Annotated in this window: 22 protein-coding genes; 7 read left to right on the top strand and 15 right to left on the bottom strand. The window is 47.0% G+C overall.

What is annotated here, in order from left to right:
- Nucleotides 1-18: 18 nt before the first annotated feature.
- From F0265_RS00625 to F0265_RS00610, 4 genes are all read right to left on the bottom strand, one after another.
- Nucleotides 19-726 carry a hypothetical protein gene (locus F0265_RS00625; protein ID WP_045987409.1) on the bottom strand — a complete coding sequence of 236 codons (708 nt, stop codon included), beginning with the start codon at nt 724-726 and terminating at the stop codon, nt 19-21.
- A gap of 84 nt (nt 727-810) precedes the next feature.
- Nucleotides 811-1,596, bottom strand: coding sequence for a hypothetical protein (locus F0265_RS00620; RefSeq protein WP_171747359.1), 786 nt, complete (start codon nt 1,594-1,596; stop codon nt 811-813).
- Nucleotides 1,597-1,644: 48 nt separating this feature from the next.
- Nucleotides 1,645-1,944, bottom strand: a complete 300-nt coding sequence (locus tag F0265_RS00615; protein WP_006960134.1) for a hypothetical protein — start codon at nt 1,942-1,944, stop codon at nt 1,645-1,647.
- Between the two features lie 20 nt (nt 1,945-1,964).
- On the bottom strand, nt 1,965-2,387 hold the full coding sequence (locus tag F0265_RS00610) for a hypothetical protein (protein WP_038157176.1): 423 nt from the start codon (nt 2,385-2,387) through the stop codon (nt 1,965-1,967).
- A gap of 152 nt (nt 2,388-2,539) precedes the next feature.
- Between F0265_RS00610 and F0265_RS00605 the strand changes: the two genes are divergently transcribed.
- A complete protein-coding gene (locus F0265_RS00605) occupies nt 2,540-2,851 on the top strand; it encodes a hypothetical protein (protein ID WP_040122268.1) in 312 nt (103 codons plus the stop codon).
- Here the strand turns inward: F0265_RS00605 and F0265_RS00600 are convergent.
- From F0265_RS00600 to F0265_RS00570, 7 genes are all read right to left on the bottom strand, one after another.
- Nucleotides 2,763-3,725: a hypothetical protein gene (locus F0265_RS00600; RefSeq protein WP_019277209.1), complete on the bottom strand. Its 963-nt coding sequence runs from the start codon at nt 3,723-3,725 to the stop codon at nt 2,763-2,765. The genes F0265_RS00605 and F0265_RS00600 overlap by 89 nt on opposite strands.
- Before the next feature lie 16 nt (nt 3,726-3,741).
- Complete coding sequence (locus tag F0265_RS00595) at nt 3,742-4,518, bottom strand: lamin tail domain-containing protein (protein ID WP_171747358.1); 777 nt, start codon at nt 4,516-4,518, stop codon at nt 3,742-3,744.
- 104 nt (nt 4,519-4,622) lie between these two features.
- A complete protein-coding gene (locus tag F0265_RS00590) occupies nt 4,623-6,701 on the bottom strand; it encodes a hypothetical protein (protein ID WP_171747357.1) in 2,079 nt (692 codons plus the stop codon).
- Nucleotides 6,698-7,321, bottom strand: coding sequence for a hypothetical protein (locus F0265_RS00585; RefSeq protein WP_171747356.1), 624 nt, complete (start codon nt 7,319-7,321; stop codon nt 6,698-6,700). The genes F0265_RS00590 and F0265_RS00585 overlap by 4 nt, the downstream gene beginning before the upstream one ends.
- Nucleotides 7,318-8,874: a transporter substrate-binding domain-containing protein gene (locus F0265_RS00580; protein WP_171747355.1), complete on the bottom strand. Its 1,557-nt coding sequence runs from the start codon at nt 8,872-8,874 to the stop codon at nt 7,318-7,320. The genes F0265_RS00585 and F0265_RS00580 overlap by 4 nt, the downstream gene beginning before the upstream one ends.
- The gene (locus F0265_RS00575; protein ID WP_171747354.1) at nt 8,871-9,656 is read right to left on the bottom strand and encodes a methyltransferase domain-containing protein; all 786 of its coding nucleotides are present in this window, start codon (nt 9,654-9,656) and stop codon (nt 8,871-8,873) included. Before F0265_RS00575 ends, F0265_RS00580 begins: the two co-directional genes overlap by 4 nt.
- Nucleotides 9,657-9,714: 58 nt before the next feature.
- The gene (locus F0265_RS00570) at nt 9,715-10,605 is read right to left on the bottom strand and encodes an N-acetylmuramidase family protein (RefSeq protein WP_171747353.1); all 891 of its coding nucleotides are present in this window, start codon (nt 10,603-10,605) and stop codon (nt 9,715-9,717) included.
- 256 nt (nt 10,606-10,861) lie between these two features.
- Between F0265_RS00570 and F0265_RS00565 the strand changes: the two genes are divergently transcribed.
- The 4 genes from F0265_RS00565 to F0265_RS00550 all read left to right on the top strand — a co-directional run bounded on the left by F0265_RS00565 (nt 10,862) and on the right by F0265_RS00550 (nt 14,070).
- A complete protein-coding gene (locus tag F0265_RS00565) occupies nt 10,862-11,107 on the top strand; it encodes a DUF465 domain-containing protein (protein ID WP_021456120.1) in 246 nt (81 codons plus the stop codon).
- A gap of 359 nt (nt 11,108-11,466) precedes the next feature.
- Nucleotides 11,467-13,152 (top strand): SgrR family transcriptional regulator, encoded by a 1,686-nt coding sequence (locus tag F0265_RS00560; RefSeq protein WP_171747352.1) that lies wholly within the window; start codon nt 11,467-11,469, stop codon nt 13,150-13,152.
- A gap of 72 nt (nt 13,153-13,224) precedes the next feature.
- On the top strand, nt 13,225-13,620 hold the full coding sequence (locus F0265_RS00555; protein WP_171747351.1) for a helix-turn-helix transcriptional regulator: 396 nt from the start codon (nt 13,225-13,227) through the stop codon (nt 13,618-13,620).
- A 60-nt stretch (nt 13,621-13,680) separates the two neighbouring features.
- Nucleotides 13,681-14,070, top strand: a complete 390-nt coding sequence (locus F0265_RS00550; RefSeq protein ID WP_333001905.1) for a VOC family protein — start codon at nt 13,681-13,683, stop codon at nt 14,068-14,070.
- A gap of 99 nt (nt 14,071-14,169) precedes the next feature.
- Here F0265_RS00550 and F0265_RS00545 read toward each other — a convergent pair whose 3' ends face one another.
- From F0265_RS00545 to F0265_RS00530, 4 genes are all read right to left on the bottom strand, one after another.
- Nucleotides 14,170-14,955 carry an HAD-IIB family hydrolase gene (locus F0265_RS00545; RefSeq protein WP_171747350.1) on the bottom strand — a complete coding sequence of 262 codons (786 nt, stop codon included), beginning with the start codon at nt 14,953-14,955 and terminating at the stop codon, nt 14,170-14,172.
- 33 nt (nt 14,956-14,988) lie between these two features.
- On the bottom strand, nt 14,989-16,272 hold the full coding sequence (locus tag F0265_RS00540) for a TRAP transporter large permease (protein WP_006960159.1): 1,284 nt from the start codon (nt 16,270-16,272) through the stop codon (nt 14,989-14,991).
- Between the two features lie 9 nt (nt 16,273-16,281).
- The gene (locus tag F0265_RS00535) at nt 16,282-16,746 is read right to left on the bottom strand and encodes a TRAP transporter small permease (protein ID WP_019277198.1); all 465 of its coding nucleotides are present in this window, start codon (nt 16,744-16,746) and stop codon (nt 16,282-16,284) included.
- Between the two features lie 101 nt (nt 16,747-16,847).
- The gene (locus F0265_RS00530; RefSeq protein WP_006960162.1) at nt 16,848-17,864 is read right to left on the bottom strand and encodes a C4-dicarboxylate TRAP transporter substrate-binding protein; all 1,017 of its coding nucleotides are present in this window, start codon (nt 17,862-17,864) and stop codon (nt 16,848-16,850) included.
- 274 nt (nt 17,865-18,138) lie between these two features.
- Between F0265_RS00530 and F0265_RS00525 the strand changes: the two genes are divergently transcribed.
- Together F0265_RS00525 and F0265_RS00520 are read left to right on the top strand one after the other, a co-directional pair.
- On the top strand, nt 18,139-18,843 hold the full coding sequence (locus F0265_RS00525) for a glycerophosphodiester phosphodiesterase family protein (RefSeq protein ID WP_171747349.1): 705 nt from the start codon (nt 18,139-18,141) through the stop codon (nt 18,841-18,843).
- A gap of 8 nt (nt 18,844-18,851) precedes the next feature.
- Nucleotides 18,852-19,613 (top strand): DeoR/GlpR family DNA-binding transcription regulator, encoded by a 762-nt coding sequence (locus tag F0265_RS00520; RefSeq protein WP_171747348.1) that lies wholly within the window; start codon nt 18,852-18,854, stop codon nt 19,611-19,613.
- Nucleotides 19,614-19,818: the final 205 nt, after the last annotated feature.

Raw genomic sequence — 19,818 nt, 5'->3', positions numbered from 1 at the left:
GAGTCCTCCCGGTCGGGATTATTCAGTGGGTGCGCTAAGGGCTTTCACGTTGCTGTTAAACTGCGGCAGCGTTTCGACAAAGCGGTTGATGACCTGTTCTGCGACGGACTCTTTGACGGAAGGTTCACTGATGTAGGTATCCACTTCTGAGCGAATATGCCCACCGTTTAACGCATCACGATCTCTTTGGTTGACGATGGCATTCACCGCCTGAGCAAAAGCGAACCCATCCGTTTTACTGTAAATACGGTGTTGGCTGCCTGTGTTGCCCGACTCTGGGTAGCGAGGGGCTGCATAAGACACCATGTAAGGCTGGGTATTAGGATCGTTACCGATCAGCTCTTCACACGAGAAGAGGACGAAGTCTGTAGAGCGGTAGTTATCCATGACCTGATTGCAAATAGGCAGGTCAGCTTCGATGGCTAAGTTATAATCGCAGAAGAAGACATCGACACCTGGGATCAGGCTGGAGATCATAGTATCAAACGCGTTTTGGACGCCTTCAGGCAGTTCATCTTGCTCTGGAACCTGACTGTAGTTCTGTGATTTCACCGAGTATGAGTTTCGCCAGCGGGCTAGGAGTTGTTTCCCTTTGTGCCCGTCTCGATACTTATAAGCGACTTTGTAGCCGCTATCAAAATAATCTTCAACGTCAGGCTGGTCAGTCAGGAATGCGAAGGTACGTCCGTCAGAAGCTTCGCAAAGGCGAAATAGTAGTTGTCTCATTGGTTTCTCCTGTTGAGTAGTTACCTCCGCAGAATAGGTTTTTCAGGCACTACATACTTGGTGCAATAGTTCACTCTTTTGGGGTTATTGACGATCCGTTGCACGCATGCAGGAACGCACGCCCGTGAGCCAGCGAAGATTAGGTTGTCGAAATGCACTTTGAGGCTTTGAGTGAGCGGAATTCTCCACCGTTTGTCTTTTATTTTCAGCATGTTGAAAGCCATGCTTATCTTCTTCTGGTATTGCAGGTTCCTGCTTATGATCTGATGTGCCATTGGCCACAAACTTAAACTGATACGGGTAACTTGAATGGCCCTGATAGCTTGAAGGCTGAGACCAGTTGATTTTGGTTGTTTGAGTCTTGGCTTTGGGCTTGGAATCGTCTTGTGGTAAAGCGTTTGGCTCGAGCCTGAGGCGTTCACTACCAGATTTTGGGCGCACGGGCTCTGATGGCTTTTTTAGGTGGTCGACAGGTTCTTCTACATGGTTGGCATCGCTAGGCACCTCTGGTTTCTCTTCCGAGCTGGCCGTAAACACACTTTTAGGCATGCTGGTCAGGCAGCGCGCCAGATCCTGCACATAGGTTTGATAAGGGTTAAAGCCGGCGTCAAATTCCGCCAGTTTGCTTTCGGTGTTGGTCGTGCTTGTTACTTCTGCCGTCTCTTGCATGAGTGGTTCTTTTGGTGAAGGTGAATCTTGGTTAGCCTGGGAAACGGGTGGTGTATTTTCCGACTCTTCCGGTGACGAAAAAACGGACTCTTCCTGCACAGTCGCTTCTACCGGTTGAGTTTTGTTAGCTTTGCGATAGCGGGATTTGAGTCGGTAGCCACGAGGAACCCATACGACTCTGCGGCGTCGATATTTGCCCATGCTTCCCCCTTATGAGCAAGATTGGCGGGAGGCTCCCGCCAGAAACAGTTACACCAGCGTATCGACTAGTGTGCTAAAGGTTTTATTAACGATTTTCTGCACTTCGGATTTAGCGCTGATTTGCCACGTCAGCATTTCGGCCTCAGCAATTTGCTTTTCACGTAATATCTCAAGCTCAAAATCTTCATTGGTTAAATCACCGTTGTTTCTAGCTTCTATCAGCTCTTGTAAGGTAGCCTTTTGCTTATCCAGTGTGACTGTCAGCGCACTGGTCAGCAGGTTCTTAATCGGTGAGTCTTCAATTTGGCTAGTAATTTGTTCAATGATGTTATCTATGCTTTCCGTCATCTTTCTGCTCCTTGAATGAATTATTGTTTGGCGAGTTCACCACGAATTAACGCATCAATAAGCCGTTTGTACTGATCTAAGCGACGCTTGATGAGAAAATCTGACAAGGTTTGCTTTTGCTGATGAGTTTTCATGTCCTGCTGCCAGAATTGCACTAGTGTTTGAGCCTGCGTTAAGGTCTCTTGGTTTTGCTCTCGCCTTGCCTGTCTGCGCTCTAATCCACGCACGCTCACGTCTATCTTGAGGTACTGTTCGGTGAATCTCGCGTAGAGGCGTTCACTTTCAGGCAGCGCCTGCATGCTCAGGTAGAGGTATTCGATATCGCGTTCGATACTTTGTGCCTGCTGAACGGTTTGAGGATCGTAGGGAGCCACCAAGCGCAACGTACAGCCACTCAGTAATATCAAACAGGCGGCGATCCAGCCGAGGTAACGAGTTTTCATTATGTGTCCTTATTTTTCGGGTTTCACTCCATGATGACTTGAAAAGAGGGTAAGTAGCTCAGGCTAATTGGCTGAATAATTGGGTTATTTGGCCGTGATTATTCCTTGTTGAGTGATAAGTTAAAAGCAGGAAAAATTAGCAAGGAAATGCTATGTCGGATTTAATCGATGCGCTTAAATTGGTCAAAAAAGCCTACAAGCCGAAATTGCAAAAACTGAAGATGACGCCGGAGCAAGTGAAGCAGAAGGTCAAAGTACACCAGAAAGTCACCGGTGTACTTCAAGGAATGGATAAGCTGGAATCACTCCAGAAAGAGTCTCTCGAACTGGTCGCTAAGTTGGTCAAAACGTTTGTTGAGCAGGCACCGACGATGGCTAATCAGGCGCTCGCCCCGTTGAAGAAGCCTCAGGAGCAGAGTCAGGCTGACGACGAATCCCATCAATCAGACGATCAAGCAAAGTAAACAGAACCTCAATGCTGTAACCTGCGATAAAGGCCAGCGCCATTGGGGAAAGTGCCATGTCGCCCATTTCCGGCTTGAGTAACCATCCGGTTATCATCCCCGCTAAACAGCCCAGAGTGAGGCGCAGTCGATAGCCGACCTCTCTACTCGCGGTATACGTCAGAGTACGCACCTGTTGCAGCAGGCTTCGCAGGACAAAGATAAAAGCACCAAGCAGGCCATACATCAGCGGTAGAATGTAGTTTTGTAGCATTTGCAATACCGACTGAGCGGCGATCAGGTTAGCGGAATATTCGACGGGTGAATCTTCATTAGCGGTCCTTTCGGCATCCAATGGTATGTTACGTCCGCCTAGCCAGATGTGGTTCCAGTTTCGCAGCAGCTGGTAATTGGCTTCCATATCTGGGGGCATAGGAGAATTGAGGGCGTCCGTTGACCCCACAGAGGTGAGAAGGTTTTGTGTCAGTGCGTAGCCAAATAAGTAGTACATCTGCACAATGAGCAGGAAAATCAGGGTTAATACGGTGTAGCGCCGATACCAGGTTATTACCCTTGAGGCGCCTGGTAATTCAAGCTTGCCGTCTTTAGTGTCAGGCACGACGGCTTTGATACTCTCGACCGTCACTGGGTATACCTGCTTGGCTAAACGGTCGTAACATTGCAGCAGCAAGGTTTCATCTTCTACGCTCCAGTGTCGAGTATCAATACGATATTTGGCGCGATATATTCCCTGGGCAATCTCTGGATCAATAGTGAGATCACCGTGGCGAGCAACGTATTGCAGTAGCTGAATACCTTCACGGATCAGTTGCTGTAAATCAGACTCAGGGATCGATTCGTGAGTCCGCGATTTTACTAATGAATCACTCGCCAACGGCTATCTCCTTCGATTAATAGTTATAGCTGGAGACTTCTCTGTCCTGATAATCAATCAGCTTGCAGCCGCCACCGTCGTTGTTCCAAAGCGCTGTAGGGCTATTAAAGCTGTATTCGTTATCTTCAAGCGACGCTTTGTTGGTAAAAACGCGTAAGGAAGTGAGCGGCGCCAACTGAGTGTCTTCAGGAAACACAAAGCAATTGTCATTGAGCAGTGCTTCTAAACGCCACTGGCTAAGGTCGACCGTATACTCTGACGTGTTGTGAATCTCGACGTACTCATCGCCTTCGCTGCGAAACTCTTTACCGTCATAATTGACGTGGCTGATGATGGCATGGGGGTGAGCTTTATCGCCATAAATGAAGCTTGAAACCGTTTGGCCGTGGTGGTTGACCAAAGTGCCAAGGTCGCCTCGGTTATTCCACACGGGCTGATTGGAACCAAAACTGTGCTCCGACTTACCAGATGTATCAATTTTGATGTACTCAAACGGCGACAGGAAGGTATGTTCTGGGAAGATATATTGCTGATCTGGCGAACCTGCCTGTATATGCCAACCACCGATGTCGGCAGTCATATCGCCGCGATTTCTAATCGTGATCGACTCATCCAGAGGTGAGGTTGTCCCTTTAAAGTCTAGAGATGAAATCTCTACCTGACTCAGTACTTGAAGCTGGTTAAGTTGTTGCCAACACTCGTCCATCTCCTCTTTCGATAGCTTTTCTGGTAACGCCATTTGGTTGAGGATCTTAAGCACTTCCTGCTGAATGTATTGGGTATTCACTGACACGTGTCACTCCTTGTTGATTGAGGTATTTAACGTGTCCAATGTAGCGAAATCCCCGAAAGATACTCGGGGATTCCTGACCAGAATTGCCGCTAATCGACGCTCGGTTATTTTTCGATAAACAGCAGGGTAATAATCAGCGAAAGCATGAGGAGTAGTGGCCAGTACCACTGTTTGACTCTCAGCCCTTGTTGATATTCTAACGCGTGTATTTTCATCTCCGTGGTGTACGCCAGAGCGCCGATGGAGGTGAAAATAATCTGCAGGTAAGCGAGGAAATAGAAGTACTCGATAAAGATAACGCCTTGAGCATTCAGCTCCTCACGAAGTGCGACATGCGCAATGACCAAGATGAAAAATAGCGAAGCACAATATTGGAGAACGGTGGCAGTGTTAAAGCCCCACAGCGCTTGCTGCTTTTCGTCCTTGGTCCAAAGAAGCAACATACAATAAGTAAGAAAGCTCACGACCAGCAGTGGCATGATATGGCTGATCAAAGGCCCCGTAATACTCCTTTGTATGACCATGTTGTACTTCAAATTGACGGTTTGATGGCCATTGTAGAGCTTGTCAGTTTGATAGCTAAAGTAACTTTGTAGTAGCTTCCAGCTGCCAAAATCATGTTCAGCCATTCTGATACCGGGTAAGTCTTCGGGTCGCATGGAAGGGTAGCTGTCAAACTCCGGAACCAGCATCAGGTAGCCCGAGTCTGGCCTCGGAATCATTGTCAGTTCAATGACTTCACGATCGAACGGAAAAGACTCGTAATCAAAAGGTTGTTTGATGAGAGCGACAAACTGCCACAGCTGGAATCCTTCACTCTCCCGAATCAGAGACCAAGAGGTATCGAGTGAATTATTGATGTGCAGTGGCGGCTCATCGGTTGCCTGATCAGAGGTGATGATTTTGCCGACAATACTGACCTGATCCGCTTCAACTAAATCAAGTGACTCAACGGTTAAGTTGATCTGATGAATGTGCTCCGAAGAGGCTTTTTTCCCCGGTGGATATTGGGCTTGCCAAGCGAGGTACGCGCTTTCTTCATTGACCAATAGAGCTTCGCCTTTGCTGAGTGGTTTGGGTGCTAAAGCCTGATACCAAAGCAGGAGCAGGTAGGACAACAGGCACAGTGACAAGACAGTAAACAGGCGTCTTAATTTGGCGCGCGACGCATCGGGAAAACGCAGTGAAGCGACAAAAATGATTAAACCGGCAATACTGAGAAACCAAATCAGATCTTGATACCCAGCGTGAGATGCAGTCGATGTTCTGAGTTCATCGGCGTCGATGATGAGCCCAAGCTGAGCGTCGAGCCCTTCGATATTACTCAGTACCATCCACTCCTCACGCCCAGTGACCGGATGAGAAAAAGTGGACAGATCCCCCTTAGTCAGCTGCTCCGAAATAGAAGCAAGCAGCGGGTACTCGGTCGGGTCCAAGCTGTATATGTCTTTGCCGAGAACCGACTTGTTCGGGTAGGCTAATATCTGACCTGTGCGTGAAATCAGCATGCCAAAGCCTTGGCTACCAAGACCGAGATTCAAGACTTGCTTGGTCAGGCTATTGAGCGAGAAGTTGAGGAAGACGATACCGTCAAAACCATTGTTCATTTGCCCGTCATAATTGGACTCAAAGGGCACGATGAATTCAGCCAGCCAGGTATTGGCCGTGGTGCCAAAGTACGGCTCCATCCACATACTGCCTTTTGACATCGGCTGATGAAACCAAAAAGTCCGCGGACCGTTGTTCATCCTGTCAGGCAAGGTGTAGTCGTAACGTTCAGAAATCTGCTGGCTTTGGCGATTGTCTCCGTTTCTCTGAAAGTAGGGCGAATACAAAGGATTCGCAGGATCCGAATAACGGTTCTTACGAAAGGCCACACCACCTCGGTGCGCTCCTTGGGTTGTCATGACTGACTGAGTGATCAAGTGGCGCAGTTCTTTATCATCGCGTTGCTTTTGGTTGATTGCCGCCGCTAACAGTTCCGTTTTCTGCGATAACTCCGCTAAGCGCTTGTTGATGGCTTGAGTCGCGGCTTGGCTCTGTTCGACCAAGTGATGGCGAATGTCAGTATCAACATCTGCGTGTAATTGGTAAAGCGTGATGGTGATAAAAGCCGCAACAGACCAGATAAGCGCTGCAATCCAGCGCAAATGGTAATACTGAAGTTCGGAAGGTTTGATCATGATTCGTCTCCCGCTTCAATATGCCGATTTTGGCGCTTTTCAGTGAGCGTGATAAAGGTCTTCAAAAAGCTCTGACACAAAGCGCCGCTGACGATGAAAAAGCAAGCCACCATGGTGTAAATCGGCAATATCGCATCGGCTTGACCGGAAGACGCAATGTAAGAGTTTGCCGTCGCCAGTATTTCATCCACGCCGATGGCCGATGCTGTGGTGGAGGCCATCAAGATCACCAGAAAAAACTGATTCACTGCTGATAGCGAGAAGGACTTACCGTTGGTGCGCTTTTGTGTGGCTAAATCACAGCTGTAACCCATAACAGGGATCGCCAGAGCGATAATGGCTTTACCGAGCGCGGGTACGTACATTTCAAAGCCCATCATTTCCCAGCGTGAGGGGACGATCAGTGCAAGATAAAACAGCATCACAAAACTGGGGACGTTACACAGCAGAGACTGAGCTCCTTTTGCCAGCCACTTGATTGGTGCTTGAGTGTGATTGGTGCCGCGACTCAGCAGAGCTCCGATAGGAAAACCTATCGTCATCGCTGATATAGCAATAAGAATATTGAGGCTGAAGGAGTAGGTAAGCGACAGCCATAAAGTCATGTCCGATAAAATCATTGCAACGCTCCTTTGTTGTTGATGTCGGGCGATGTTTGTCTTTTCAGATAATCGGAATAGCGGGTGAACAGCTTGCCGAGGAGATAGGCAAACAGCAGTACCTCAAGGTAATAAAACAGAGCCAGAAGTGTCATGAGCAGAACGGGGTAGCCTGAACTGGATACTAAGGTGTTGACCACCAGAACCGCATTAGGCGAAGCAATAACACTCGCCATACCGGCAGCCTTGGCAAGGTTGACCAAGTTAGCTTTGACCCCAGCACTGTGATGAAGATAGCGCTGAGTTAAGGAAAGCCGTGATGTCACATCTGCGGTGACTAGGTTGTTGATACCAGAAGCGGTGTACAGCGCCAGTACCAGCCAGGCGACACTGGCCCCGCTCAATAGCCAGTGTTGGCCGTGTTCGTTCCAAAAAGACAGCGCGCCGAAGTAAATCAGGTAGAGCATCAAAATGGGTGGAATCGAGCTTTGCAGATGAGTGAGAAACGCGATGGGTTTGGCGACCCAGTTTTTGCTACTCATCGTCATTTGAGTAAAGCCTAACGCCAGAGCGATGGCGGTTAAGATCGCAACCACAGTAAACAGAGCAGTGTGAAGCATAGATTGAATCAGCCGCTCGGTATCGAACTGGTCAAAAGGCCAAAACTGTTTATCTCCTTGTTGCCCTAGCGAAATGACGGTATCAAAGCAGAGTTTTTTCTTGCTGACTTTGTCGCTATCCGCCTGACACACGGCATCGCCATTCTCATCCACTGAGTTCCAGTTTTTGTGTTGCTGAGCAAGGTAATCCTGTTCTGGCAGCTGCCATTGTTGGGCGAGACTCTTCAGACGACCATCTCTGATGCGGCTGGCGATAAAACGAGACAACCAGTTTGCTAAAGACTGTGATGCCGTATCTTTGCGAGTCACCATCGACCAGTGGATTGGCATAATGGTCTCTACATCAACGCTATAATCACTCCACTCTTTCTGATTCGATAAATGGAACAGAATGCCGCTGTCGTAAGCCCATGCCTGACATTTGTTGGTTAACAGTGCCAGTTTTGAGTCGCGGTTGCTCATCAGAATGATCGGTTTGATGCGATAATTCTGTACCAGTGACTTATTAAAATAGGCTCCAGCGGTCAGGCAGACCGGCTTGCCGATTAAGTCAGTCCACTTTTCGACACTGTTCGATTTGTGAGTCAGAGCGGTGACACCACTGCGAAAATAGTGAGGCGTGATCATACGGACACGCTGTCGACGTTGCATGGAGTCACCGACCGTTGCAATCAACATGTCTACTTGCCCTTCGTTTAGCTTTTGAAAACGATTGGCACTGGTGACGGTTTTGAATTCCACTTCTGCATTGAGCGCATGGCCGATCATTTGCGCCAAATCGGGTTCAAAACCAGCAGGTTGATTGTTGCTGTCCAGCATTCCCCAAGGTGGGTAATCGGCTTTAACGCCGATAACAATCCGTCCAGATTGTTTAATTTTGCTCAGCAGATCTTGCGCCTGAACGCTGGGTAACAATAGGTAACAACCTATAAGGAGGGTAAAGAAACGAGTCATGCACGCCTCCTTGCGACCACCAGTAGGCCGTAACCCAGCGAAGCGGGTAGGAGATTACACAGCAGGTTATCTAAAAAGGCCATGGCGGGGTTCTGAATGACAAAACGCTCTGGAAAAATGCTTTCTGCAGTGACTTTTTCGATGTCAAACCCTGCTTCAATCAGCTCTGCTCTGATCTCGTTTACAGTGTAAAGATGATAAAAAAGAGGGATTTTTCGGCCTGATTGAAAGCGTTGGTACTGAATATCTCCGGGCAAGTTCTGTTGATTTCTCTGTCGCCATTGCAGTGTGAGAAAACGCCGTCGTCGATTGGGCACGGATAAGATCAGTGATCCATCGGACTTCATGTGTTTGTAAAACCATTTCAGTAGCTTAGCGCGTTCTTTCTGTTCTCGTATATGGCTCATGACACCGAAAAGAAGCATGCCTAGCTGGAACTTCTCATCTCGGTCTTCAACGTGTTGATGAAGCTGATTTTGGTCGCTGAACCAGTCGACGCGCTCGGAGAATGGTTGTGTTGCTTGCTTCGCTTGTTGGACGGCGATTTCACTGATATCGAAGCCATAGAGGTGCAAGTTGGTCTGTTTGAGGATCGGATAGCTATAGCGGCCGTTTCCGCATCCGTAGTCCAGTGCTAATGAGTCCTGAGCGAGAAATTGCGCGTGCTGAAAGAGCGTGTTGAGAACTCGGATATTGGCTTTTGGATAGCGAGAGGTATACAGGCCGATGCGATAATAATCGTCGTAGGATTGGGCGATAGTTGTAGATTGGACGTTGTTCATGAATAGACTCCTTTCTTCGCCTGAATGAATGTTGCGCAGGTTGCCCTGCGCAAGCCGTTTAAGCTGAGTGAGTCTGGTAGGCGGACTCCAGTCTTTCGTCATAGCGGTTTTCTGCGTAGCCAGGGCCGTTGTAGTAACGGGCGAAGGTCGGCCAGTCGAGTGCTTGGATCGCCTCGTGCAGTTTCGAGTTTGATTTGATGAAATTCACGAAAGCCATCAGGTGGTGACGCTCAGCAAAGAACATGTCGCGAACGAAGGTTTCGACATCGTCATAACCTGCTGCCTGATGGTTAAAGCCCATGATTTGGTAACGGCCGAAGGAAGCGGATTTCAGAGCGGCGGTTCTATCTAAGTCGATGGCTTGCTTCAGGCGGTCATACTCTTTTTCACCACCCACATAGAGTGAGCGATCCCATTTTGGGGAAGAGATGTTAGGGTGTGAGTCATCAAATTGATGGCCACTGTATTTGGAGAACTGGTGTGCTTCAAACAAGATGCAAGGCGCGCCAGATTCAAAAAAACCACTGCCTGATGATTCAACATCTGAGACGGCTTTGATCGCAGCGACTTCGCAGCCAAGGGAGTCGGCTGCGTCATTGTAGTCATCGTCAGTCAGCCCTTTGATAGGTTCAATCGCTGGCAAGAATAACGAGCTGAGTGCATTTTGACCTTCGCTCAGCTCTTTGTTGAGTGTGCGGTGGCTTTTGCCGTTGGCATCGATACGGCTATCAGGGTTATGAAAACCCAGAATTGTTTTCTGCATAGCGGCGATCGCCTGACACGTCGGCGATTGGCCAAGCTCTGAGCTGATGACACCATCTTCTTTAAGTGGTGCGGTCAGGCCAATTTTTTCGCTCAATTGATTAAGGGCTTTTTGTACGTTGAGTACATCATCAGGTGTGTTGTCCGCGCCAATTCCAACCGACGAGGATAAGGTGAGTTCTTTCATGTTTGACTCCATGTATTCTGGTTTGATTGATCCCTACAAACGCTACTGGAATCGAGGTGTGACTAATTGGGCAGAGTCAGGGAATTTTCGGCGCGACCGATGAACAAAGGGTTTAAGAAGGAAAAGTTAAGATTCCGTCAGAATTGGCTCTCAGAGTGAAGTTGTCGATTTGGATCTCAAATATGGACACATAATGGTGCTATGTTTGTATGAAATTTAACCAGTAAAATCCACCAAGATAAACAAAGGGGTTGTTATGCTAGGTGAAGATCACTCTCTATTAAGCGAATTCCCGCAATACAAAGATACCATTCGTGCATTGGCCAAAATGGATGACAGCTTTCTGTCTGAGATGAAGTCCTATGACTCGTTGGATAAAGAAATCCGCAAGCTTGAACTGATGGATTCTCCACTCAGTGATGAAGAAATGCATAAGATGAAACATGATCGCGCGGTGATGAAGGATGACCTTCATAAACGTTTGGTGAGCGCGCATCAGTAAGTACGATTGTTAGAGAGGGAGAAGTCTCTCCCTTTTTGTATCAACGACTGAAAGCTCTGTAAAAGCGTCCAATTTGACCTGCCTCAGCCAATCCATGGCTTTCGATTTCTTCCAGTTTATTGCGCTCAATCAGAATAACATCCCAACCAACACACCGACGAAGAAGACACTTAATAACTGCGTACGCGTTGAGGGCCGGTGTGAATGGCAAACAATGGGATGCTTCACGTCTGGGTTGACTAAATATTCCTTCCCATTCAAGGTGTAAAGTGTATAGCCTAAAGGGTCCATAAAAACGTCTCCTGCTCTCTTTGTCTCTGCTGGTTATTATTGTTAAATAAACAGGAAGTAATAATGATATGGTAGAAAATCGGAGTTCATCTTTTATCACTCAGATTCATTTACAGCGCTTACAGCAACTAAGTCGCTATTACCCTCTGAATAGCGCTGAGAAAACGGACGTTCAAACTTTGGCAGGACAACTTAGCTGCTCTGAACGTAATATTGCTAAGTTGATGAAAACCTTAGCGAATATAGGCTGGATATCTTGGCAGCCGGGGAGAGGGCGTGGCAATAAGTCTGAAATCATTCTACTGGAGAGTTTTGATTCGGCGTTGATGCATGTGCTTGAACAGCATTGCAAAAAGGGGAGCCTAAGTGAAGCAGCGAGGTATGCTGATTACTTTGGCTACGCAGAAACATTTCGTAAGCAGTTACCCAACTGGTTAACCCAGGCACAAGAAAGTCTCAAAAACCTGAACACCCTAGTGACCTTAGTTCCTTATTCTCTTCCGATTTTACATCCTTTGTGGGCGTACAGAGCTAACTCACAACTGTATTTGGAGGCCATGTACGACACTTTGCTCAGGTATGACAGTGAGACAGGAAGGGTAAGACCTCATCTAGCGCATCATTACGAATTCAGAGGGGATGAGCTTTGGCTCCGATTGCGTCCCGATGTTTGTTTTCATAATGGTGAAAAACTGACAGCTCACCATGTGGCGAAATGTATTGAGGAGCGAGTCGCTAAGTCACACACTTACCAAATTCTGTATCGCCATGTATTGGAAGTGGTGGCCGAGGGGCTATGGGTTGTGATTAAGCTGTCTCAGAGGCATGAATCGATCCTACATTTGCTGTCAGAAGGGCATTCCGCCATCTATCTGGATACTAGCGCTCATAGCATACCGCATGGAACGGGACCTTTTATGCTGTTATCGAGCTCTGAACATCACTGGGTATTGACTAAAAATCCAAATTACTTCGCAACAGGAGGGTTTATTGAGCGTGCGGAGTTTTGGACCAGTGACGGCGTTGATAGTAATGTTCAAGGCCATATCGTGCATCATAGGTGTCCGGCGTCTCCACAAGCTGGAGCCGATAAGATCGCTTTGCAAACAGGCTGTGACGTACTGGAATTTCAACATCACCAGTCAGAGCTGTCGATGGATGAAAAGGCGTGGATCTTTCACCAAGCGCGAGAGTTCTGTCGTAGCGGGGAAAACGAATTTTTGTCACAAGCAAATTCGATAACGGGTTATCATCAAAACAAAAGTGTCTTCCTATATCACCCCAACCAAGCTAAGCCAAGTCGGCCATTGCGAGTGTGTATTTCGGGGAAGACCGCATCTAGGCTTCAATTGCTTGAGTATCTTCGACAGCAAGGGTTGGAATTTGAAGTTATCTCGGTCGAGCAATCAAAAAGCACATGGTTTGATATCGAGCTTGGGGGCTATGTGTTCCCTAAGAACAGTGTTTTTGGTTACTACAAATGGCTTTTGTGCAGCTCCGTATTCAGTTCTTGTTTATCCGCTCGGCAACAACAAGCGTTTCTCTCCATTGTTGATCAACTGATGATGGTGAGTGATAGCGAGGAGGAGTTCCTTAGTGAACTCCATCGATGTGAGGATTGGCTGATTCAAAATGGTGTCTTTGTGCCTCTGTGGCGTGACTCAGAAAGCTATGATGTGTCAAATTCTCTACACGGATTAGAAATGGACAGTGCTGGGATTTTATCGCTACAAAAACTGTGGTTCGACAGTTAAGTATTGGCTACCTCACAGCTGAACTTAGCGTGTTAAAATCAACGTATGTTTCTCTTCCAACGCGTTGAAATTATGCCGAAGACATTCTATGAACAAGAGCTTGATCGCCTGTATAGCGAGTTACCGCTGAGACCCAAACAGTACGTGCTGGTTAGGCAATCCAAAGTGTTCATGGAGCAACACTATTTCAAAAAAATAGACCTAAATGATTTGGCTAAAGCGGCGCTTATGTCACGCTTTCACTACGTGCGGATCTTCAAGCAAATCTATGGTGTTACCCCTCGAAGCTATCTAAGAGATATGCGGATTTCGAGAGCTAAAACTTTGCTTAGAGAAGGCCACTCAATGACGGATACGTGTTTTTCGGTTGGCTATGAAAGCTTAACGACTTTCTCTAGCGTGTTTAAAAAATGCACGGGCTATTCCCCTAGAGATTTTCAAAAACGTCATAAAAGCAATCTGGAATAAGTTTTTGTTCGGTGTTTTGGCTATCTTGTACTTATTCCATCACTGAAAAGGGCTATATAAGTGATCAAAATTTGTTTAACGAGTGTTCCTGTTGATGATCAGGAAAAAGCATTGGATTTCTATACCAATATCTTAGGGTTTATCAAAAAAACAGAAGTACCTTTAGGTGAGCATAAATGGTTGACTGTTGTGTCTCCACAAGAGCAGTCAGGTGTTGAGCTGTTGTTAGAGCCTATGGCTTTTGCGCCCGCGAAGCAGTATCAAAACGCATTAAAGGAAGCGGGAATACCTTGGACTTCATTTGCTGTGGAAGACATTAATAAAGAACACCAAAGGCTAGTGGATTTAGGTGTCCAGTTTTCAATAGCACCCCGAGAGGCAGGGCCCGTTATGATTGCGGTGTTGGACGATACGTGTGGTAACTACATCCAACTGATGCAGGAGTTGTAAAGAGCACCTGAGAACCGCGCGGATTCACCTAGTTTAGTAGAATTAAAAAGCGCTGACATAAGGTCAGCGCTTTTTGTTCATTTAGCTGCCTATGTTTGACTATTTTATGGCGAGCAGCTTTTGTGTGAATTCGGCAAAACCGTAGCCACCTGACTCCGTCATTAGGACCGAAGGGTGAAACGCCAAGCGATCCCAATAGTGCTTAATATTCGCAACCCCAACACTGTTTGGCATAATTTCAAACATGTGCTGGTCGTTCATTGAGTCACCGACATAACAGGCGCGCGTTGTGATCTCTTGGCTAGACAGGCCTTTCTCGGTAAGGAATGCTGTTGCTGTGGCCTTTTTCGAGTGCTCGCCATACCATGCATTAATGTGAATCGAGCTGGCGGTGGCGTGGGCACCTAAAGCATGAATCTTAGCGACAATTTCTTCGATCACGGCTTCGTCTACACGGGGGCGGTTCTGGCCGATATCAATCGCCACTTCACACAAGCGATAGGATTGATCCAGCGTCAGTGACAAATCTGGGTAGTCACGTAGGATGTCTTCAACCTGCGCTTTTAGCTTTGTTTGGTCGTCGCGGATAGCTTCCAGCGGAACACCAGAGCGCAGGGTAAGATAGCCCTCCTTCTTTTCCATAATAAACGCGCCGTTTTCACCTAATACGGCATCCACAGGCCAAAGCTGGGCAATATGGTCACACCAACCCGCACAAGCGCCAGTTACAGCGACTACCTTCTTGCCTGAGTCTCTTAATTTTTGTAGCGCGATTAAGGTCTCTGGCGGCAAACGGCCTTCCCAAGTTAGGGTGTCATCGACATCCGTCAGTACCCAGTCGACCTGTTTCCAGTTTTGGTTTAAATCATTCGTTACCGAATTCATTTCTACACCTCAAAATTCTTTCAATACATCGTGTTAAAGTAAATTCGGCAAAAACATCACTAAGCTTTCTGAGAAAGTCAGCAGCATCAACACCGTAAGTAGCGCCAACAGTAGTGGCGCCACTTCTCGTACAAAATCAACCATACGTACCTTTAGGATGGAACATACGGTGAACATCATTGAACCAAATGGCGGTGTCACACCCCCAATCATGATATTTACAATGACAATGATGCCGAAGTGAACTGGGTTGACGCCCAAGTTCAGTACGGCTGGCAGTAGCAATGGCGTGAGGATGATCATCGCCGCGCCACCTTCAATAAACATCCCAACAACTAACAGCAGAGCGTTAATGAGTAGCAGCAATACCAGTTTGTTGTCTGTCAGTTCAATCAGTGCTGAGGCCACATTGTGTGGGATTTGTTCCAGCGTCATGTAGTAGCCAAACACCATGGCACCAATAATGATGAACATGACGCTACTGGTACCTTGAACCGTTTCACGCATGATCATTGGAATATGCTTAAAGCCAAGCTCGCGATACACAAATGCGCCAATGATGATGCAGAGTAGAACCGCAATCGCTCCTGCCTCTGTCGGTGTAAATAAGCCAAAGCGCATTCCCAAAATGATGCCGAAAGGAATCAATAATGCAGGCACAGCTTTCAGGAAGTAATGGAAACGCTCTTTCGCTGTTGCAGGCTCCGAACGAGACGGTTTGTACTTACGTTTGCGGGCGATAAACGCGATGGTCAGCATCAGTGAAGCCGCCATCAGAAGCGCAGGTACATAACCTGCAATAAACATCTGGTGAACAGAAACATTGGCGAGCAACGCAAAAATGATCAGGTTGATACCCGGCGGAATCACTGGGCTGATGCTTGAAGAAGCTGCGGTTACTGCTGCGGTAAAGGGTAGGTCATAACCGCGTTTAGTCATTTCTGGCGCCAGTATTTTCGACTGCATCGCAGCATCAGCGTTGGCAGAACCTGAGATGCCGCCCATTAGAGTGCTTAATGCCACGTTAACCTGTGCCAGGCCACCTGTTTTGTGACCAATCATAGAGTCCGCAAAGGCCAGTAGGCTTCGGCTGATCCCGGCGTAGTTCATGACCGAGCCGACCATAATGAAAAACGGTATCGCTAACAGCGGAAAAGATTCAGCGGAGCTGATGAAACGCTGCATAACCAAGCTCACGGGAATCGAGTCATTGATGAATAAGAAGTAGACCATCGATGAGGCGATCAGTGAAAAAGCAATGGGAATATTGAGCAGAAAAAGGACAAATAGAATGATGATTGGCAGATAGCTTTCCATCGACAGAACCTATTTATGTGAACGCTTAAGTAACGCGACGTCATCCACAATGAACTTCACTGTGTGAATAGCCATAAGAACAAAACAAAGTACCAGTACGCCGTTAATGGCGAAGTACGACAGGCCCATTACAGGCGTAACTTTGTTAGAAAGCATCAGGTATTGATAGCTCAGAATCGCCATCAAGATATTGAGGGCCAGTAAGAACACGGATACACCGAGCTTAAATGCAGGTTTCGCTTTGCTTGGCAGCATAGCGACCATGACGTCGACGCCCATATGCAGCTTGTGCTTGTAACAAGAGCTGATACCTAAGTACACCGCCCAGATAAAGCAGATCACAGACAGCTCTTCGCTCCAAGGGACGACAAAGCCAAACCCGTAACGTAAAACCACGTTCACAATCACAACCAGTACTGTGATTGAAATAGCAATCGAAGCGAGGATCTCTTCAATATTTCTTAGTAAAAACAAAAAATCTTCTCCGGTAAATTACCTACTAACCATAGATAATTTACGAACAATGCGGCCTGAAAAACATCAAGCCGCATCTAGGTTAGTTAGTGTTTTGTGAGTTATTGAGCCGCACGAATCGTTTCTAGCTCTTGCATGATCTTAGCGTGGATGCCTTCGCTCCATTCAGGGAACTGGTTGTAGACATCAGCCGTTAGCTGGTTGAACTCTTCAGAGTTGACTTCGTTAAACGTTACGCCAAGTTCTTCCAGCTTTTGGGTATATTCCGTATCTAGCTTGACCAGCTCAGAGGTGTTTGAAATCGCGCCCGCTTCCAGCTCTTCGTTAATGATTTGCTGCTGCTCTGGAGTGAACTTGTCCCATAACTTAGGAGAAATATAGATGCCGACTGTGCCAAGGAAGTGCTTGGTGAGTGACATGTTCTTCGCGACTTCATAGATCTTAGTCGAGTACATCGTCAGAATAGAACCTTCCAGACCGTCAACCACACCTTGCTGAACACCCGCGTAAGTTTCTGGGAATGGCAGAGAAGCTGGTGCTGCGCCCATTGCAGATAGCGTGCTAATGAACAGTTGGCTCTGTGGTACGCGAATACGCATGCCTTTCATATCTGCAGAGTTCACGATCTCTTTGTTGGTGATCATGTGGCGGAAGCCGAACATGTAATCTGCATTCAGTACTTTAATGCCTTTTTCTTCTGCTTTCGCTTTTAGCCCAGCGACAAACTCTGTGTCCATCATTGCTAGGTATTCATCGTATGTGTTGTAAAGCATTGGCCCGGCAAGCGCCGCGAAGTCTGGCACGTAGTCACCTAGGTAGGTTAAATCTTCGACCGCGATCCAGTTTGCACCGTTCACAACCTGCTCTAAGTTATCTTTGTATACAGGTAGCTGCCCGCCTGGGAATACTTTGATGTTCACTGAACCGTCAGTACGTTCACGGATTTTGTCTGTCGCCTTAATGAGTTCCTTGGTCAGTAACTCATTTTGCGTAAATACCAGGCTCATGTTGATGTTGATTGGATCAGCAGTCGCCTCAGCTTCAGGCTTTTTCGATTCACCACAACCTACTAAAAGTAGCGCTGCCGCTGTAATTACCGCACCTAATAGCTTTTTCATTTGTCAGTACCTTATTGATGGCTGTTTTATAAAAATCAGAGAGTGATATGTAATATTTGTAGAGTATGCGAGTGAATTATTACACTCATATGAACATTTTCATTATTAATATGAACATATTTTGAATGAGATCTCACAATTGTTTAGCAACATCAGCCATTGCCGCTGATGTCGTTTTTCAGCTAAATTAAAGGATAGATCGTTATAAATAATAAAACTGTAATAAAACCAATCTATTGTCGCTTGGTTTTCAAATGAACATTGAGAGTACACTATGATTACAGGCCATCGCGGTGCAGCATCGTTAGCACCAGAGAATACTTTGGTGAGCATTGAATACGCTGCTCAGTCAGGTGCCCTATGGGTAGAAATCGACACCCAACTCAGCGCCGACAACGTTCCAGTTATCATTCACGATAAGACGGTTGATCGTTGTACCAACGGCAAAGGTAAAGTATCAGACCTTGATACTAAGGCGCTTAAAGCACTCGATGCAGGGAGTTGGTTCGGTGCATCGTTCGAAGGAGTATCCATTCCCACTCTCGAAGAGGCGTTGGATAAATGTGTCGAACTCGGGCTCACGCTGAACCTTGAGTTGAAAACCTACGATGACAAAACTATCGACACTCTGGTCGAGCAAGTAGTTAAGGTAGTGAAGCAGAAAAACTACCCGTTGGATAAGCTGCTTTTATCAAGTTTTAGCAAAGAGGCACTGGCCATTTGCCAAGCGCAGATACCAGAAGTAAGACGTGGATTCATCTGCGAAGTGTGGAATGATTTTAGCCTAGAGTCGTTGCAAGACTTGGACTTGTTCAGCATCCACATTGATCACAAAATTCTTGATGCTAAGATTGCGAAGTCGATTAAAAACGCGGGTTTGGTGTTAAAGGTTTGGACGTTGAATGCACCAGACAAAGCACAAGCGTTTTACGATTTGGGTGTGGATTACATCATCACGGATAAGCCAAACGAATTTTAGTAGGAACTATGGAACTGAACCAACGCCAAAAACAGATTCTCGCGACCCTTAAAGTGGATCAGGATGTTCAGATCGACCAGTTGGCCGAGTTGTTTTCAGTGACCACGCAAACCATTCGGCGCGATGTAAACAATTTGTGCGAGCAAGGGCTAGCGCGTCGAGTTCACGGTGGGATCAGTTTGCCTGCTACCTTAACAAACACCAGCTATCGCTTTCGTTCAGAGGTGGAGTCGACCACCAAAGATGACATCGCCATGGCGGTCGCGGAAGCGATTCCAGATGGTGCGACCGTGATGATTGGTATTGGAACTACGGTTACGCGCATTGCTCAGTTTCTATTGGGGAAAACTACCTTGCGCGTCGTTACCAATAACCTGCAAGTCGCGAAAATCTTAGAAGCCAATCAGAACATTGAAGTCTACCTTGCCGGCGGCCTGTTTCGCCGTGAGCATCAAGATCTGGTGGGGAGCAGTGTGGTTCACTTCTTCGAGGGCTTTGAAGCCGATATCGGCCTATGCGGCTGCGCATCGGTGACAAGCAGTCACTTCGCAATGGAGCACGAGCAGTTAGAATCGGATTTGTCTCAATCCATCATGCGCAACAGTCGCCAAACTTGGCTGGTGGCGGATGCCACTAAATGGGAGCGCACTACTGCGATCAAGGTTGCGCCTCTTGCTCATTTTGAACGTATTTACACCAATAAAGATCACTTACCTAATGAGCTGAATGTTAAAGCCATTCCAAGTGCTCAATCGCCAAGCAACGGATAAAAACGACCCTATTTCAAAAACCTCCAAATTAAATGCCAGCCCTGTTTATTGACTATTATTGATAGATAAGTCGTTAAGTGGAAGGAAAGCGAGCTAGCTAATTGTAAGGCATTAGCTATGTATTCCGTATCCAGAGAATACAGGGATTTGGTGGATGATGGGCAGGTGCAGAAAAAGGCGAAATTTCAGCTTAGGAGTTAGCCTT

Origin of the sequence: Vibrio sp. RE88 (genome assembly GCF_013113835.1) — a bacterium.
Taxonomy (GTDB): domain Bacteria; phylum Pseudomonadota; class Gammaproteobacteria; order Enterobacterales; family Vibrionaceae; genus Vibrio.
This window is presented reverse-complemented; position numbering and strand designations above follow the sequence as displayed.

What these genes read in the sequence shown, in the direction of transcription:
- F0265_RS00560 (WP_171747352.1), top strand. Translation starts at nt 11,467, where the DNA reads ATGGTAGAAAATCGGAGTTCATCTTTTATCACTCAGATTCATTTACAG.
- F0265_RS00530 (WP_006960162.1), bottom strand. Translation starts at nt 17,864, where the DNA reads ATGAAAAAGCTATTAGGTGCGGTAATTACAGCGGCAGCGCTACTTTTA.
- F0265_RS00585 (WP_171747356.1), bottom strand. Translation starts at nt 7,321, where the DNA reads ATGATTTTATCGGACATGACTTTATGGCTGTCGCTTACCTACTCCTTC.
- F0265_RS00565 (WP_021456120.1), top strand. Translation starts at nt 10,862, where the DNA reads ATGCTAGGTGAAGATCACTCTCTATTAAGCGAATTCCCGCAATACAAA.
- F0265_RS00525 (WP_171747349.1), top strand. Translation starts at nt 18,139, where the DNA reads ATGATTACAGGCCATCGCGGTGCAGCATCGTTAGCACCAGAGAATACT.
- F0265_RS00625 (WP_045987409.1), bottom strand. Translation starts at nt 726, where the DNA reads ATGAGACAACTACTATTTCGCCTTTGCGAAGCTTCTGACGGACGTACC.
- F0265_RS00615 (WP_006960134.1), bottom strand. Translation starts at nt 1,944, where the DNA reads ATGACGGAAAGCATAGATAACATCATTGAACAAATTACTAGCCAAATT.
- F0265_RS00620 (WP_171747359.1), bottom strand. Translation starts at nt 1,596, where the DNA reads ATGGGCAAATATCGACGCCGCAGAGTCGTATGGGTTCCTCGTGGCTAC.
- F0265_RS00590 (WP_171747357.1), bottom strand. Translation starts at nt 6,701, where the DNA reads ATGATCAAACCTTCCGAACTTCAGTATTACCATTTGCGCTGGATTGCA.
- F0265_RS00520 (WP_171747348.1), top strand. Translation starts at nt 18,852, where the DNA reads ATGGAACTGAACCAACGCCAAAAACAGATTCTCGCGACCCTTAAAGTG.
- F0265_RS00545 (WP_171747350.1), bottom strand. Translation starts at nt 14,955, where the DNA reads ATGAATTCGGTAACGAATGATTTAAACCAAAACTGGAAACAGGTCGAC.
- F0265_RS00555 (WP_171747351.1), top strand. Translation starts at nt 13,225, where the DNA reads ATGCCGAAGACATTCTATGAACAAGAGCTTGATCGCCTGTATAGCGAG.
- F0265_RS00605 (WP_040122268.1), top strand. Translation starts at nt 2,540, where the DNA reads ATGTCGGATTTAATCGATGCGCTTAAATTGGTCAAAAAAGCCTACAAG.
- F0265_RS00570 (WP_171747353.1), bottom strand. Translation starts at nt 10,605, where the DNA reads ATGAAAGAACTCACCTTATCCTCGTCGGTTGGAATTGGCGCGGACAAC.
- F0265_RS00540 (WP_006960159.1), bottom strand. Translation starts at nt 16,272, where the DNA reads ATGGAAAGCTATCTGCCAATCATCATTCTATTTGTCCTTTTTCTGCTC.
- F0265_RS00580 (WP_171747355.1), bottom strand. Translation starts at nt 8,874, where the DNA reads ATGACTCGTTTCTTTACCCTCCTTATAGGTTGTTACCTATTGTTACCC.
- F0265_RS00575 (WP_171747354.1), bottom strand. Translation starts at nt 9,656, where the DNA reads ATGAACAACGTCCAATCTACAACTATCGCCCAATCCTACGACGATTAT.
- F0265_RS00610 (WP_038157176.1), bottom strand. Translation starts at nt 2,387, where the DNA reads ATGAAAACTCGTTACCTCGGCTGGATCGCCGCCTGTTTGATATTACTG.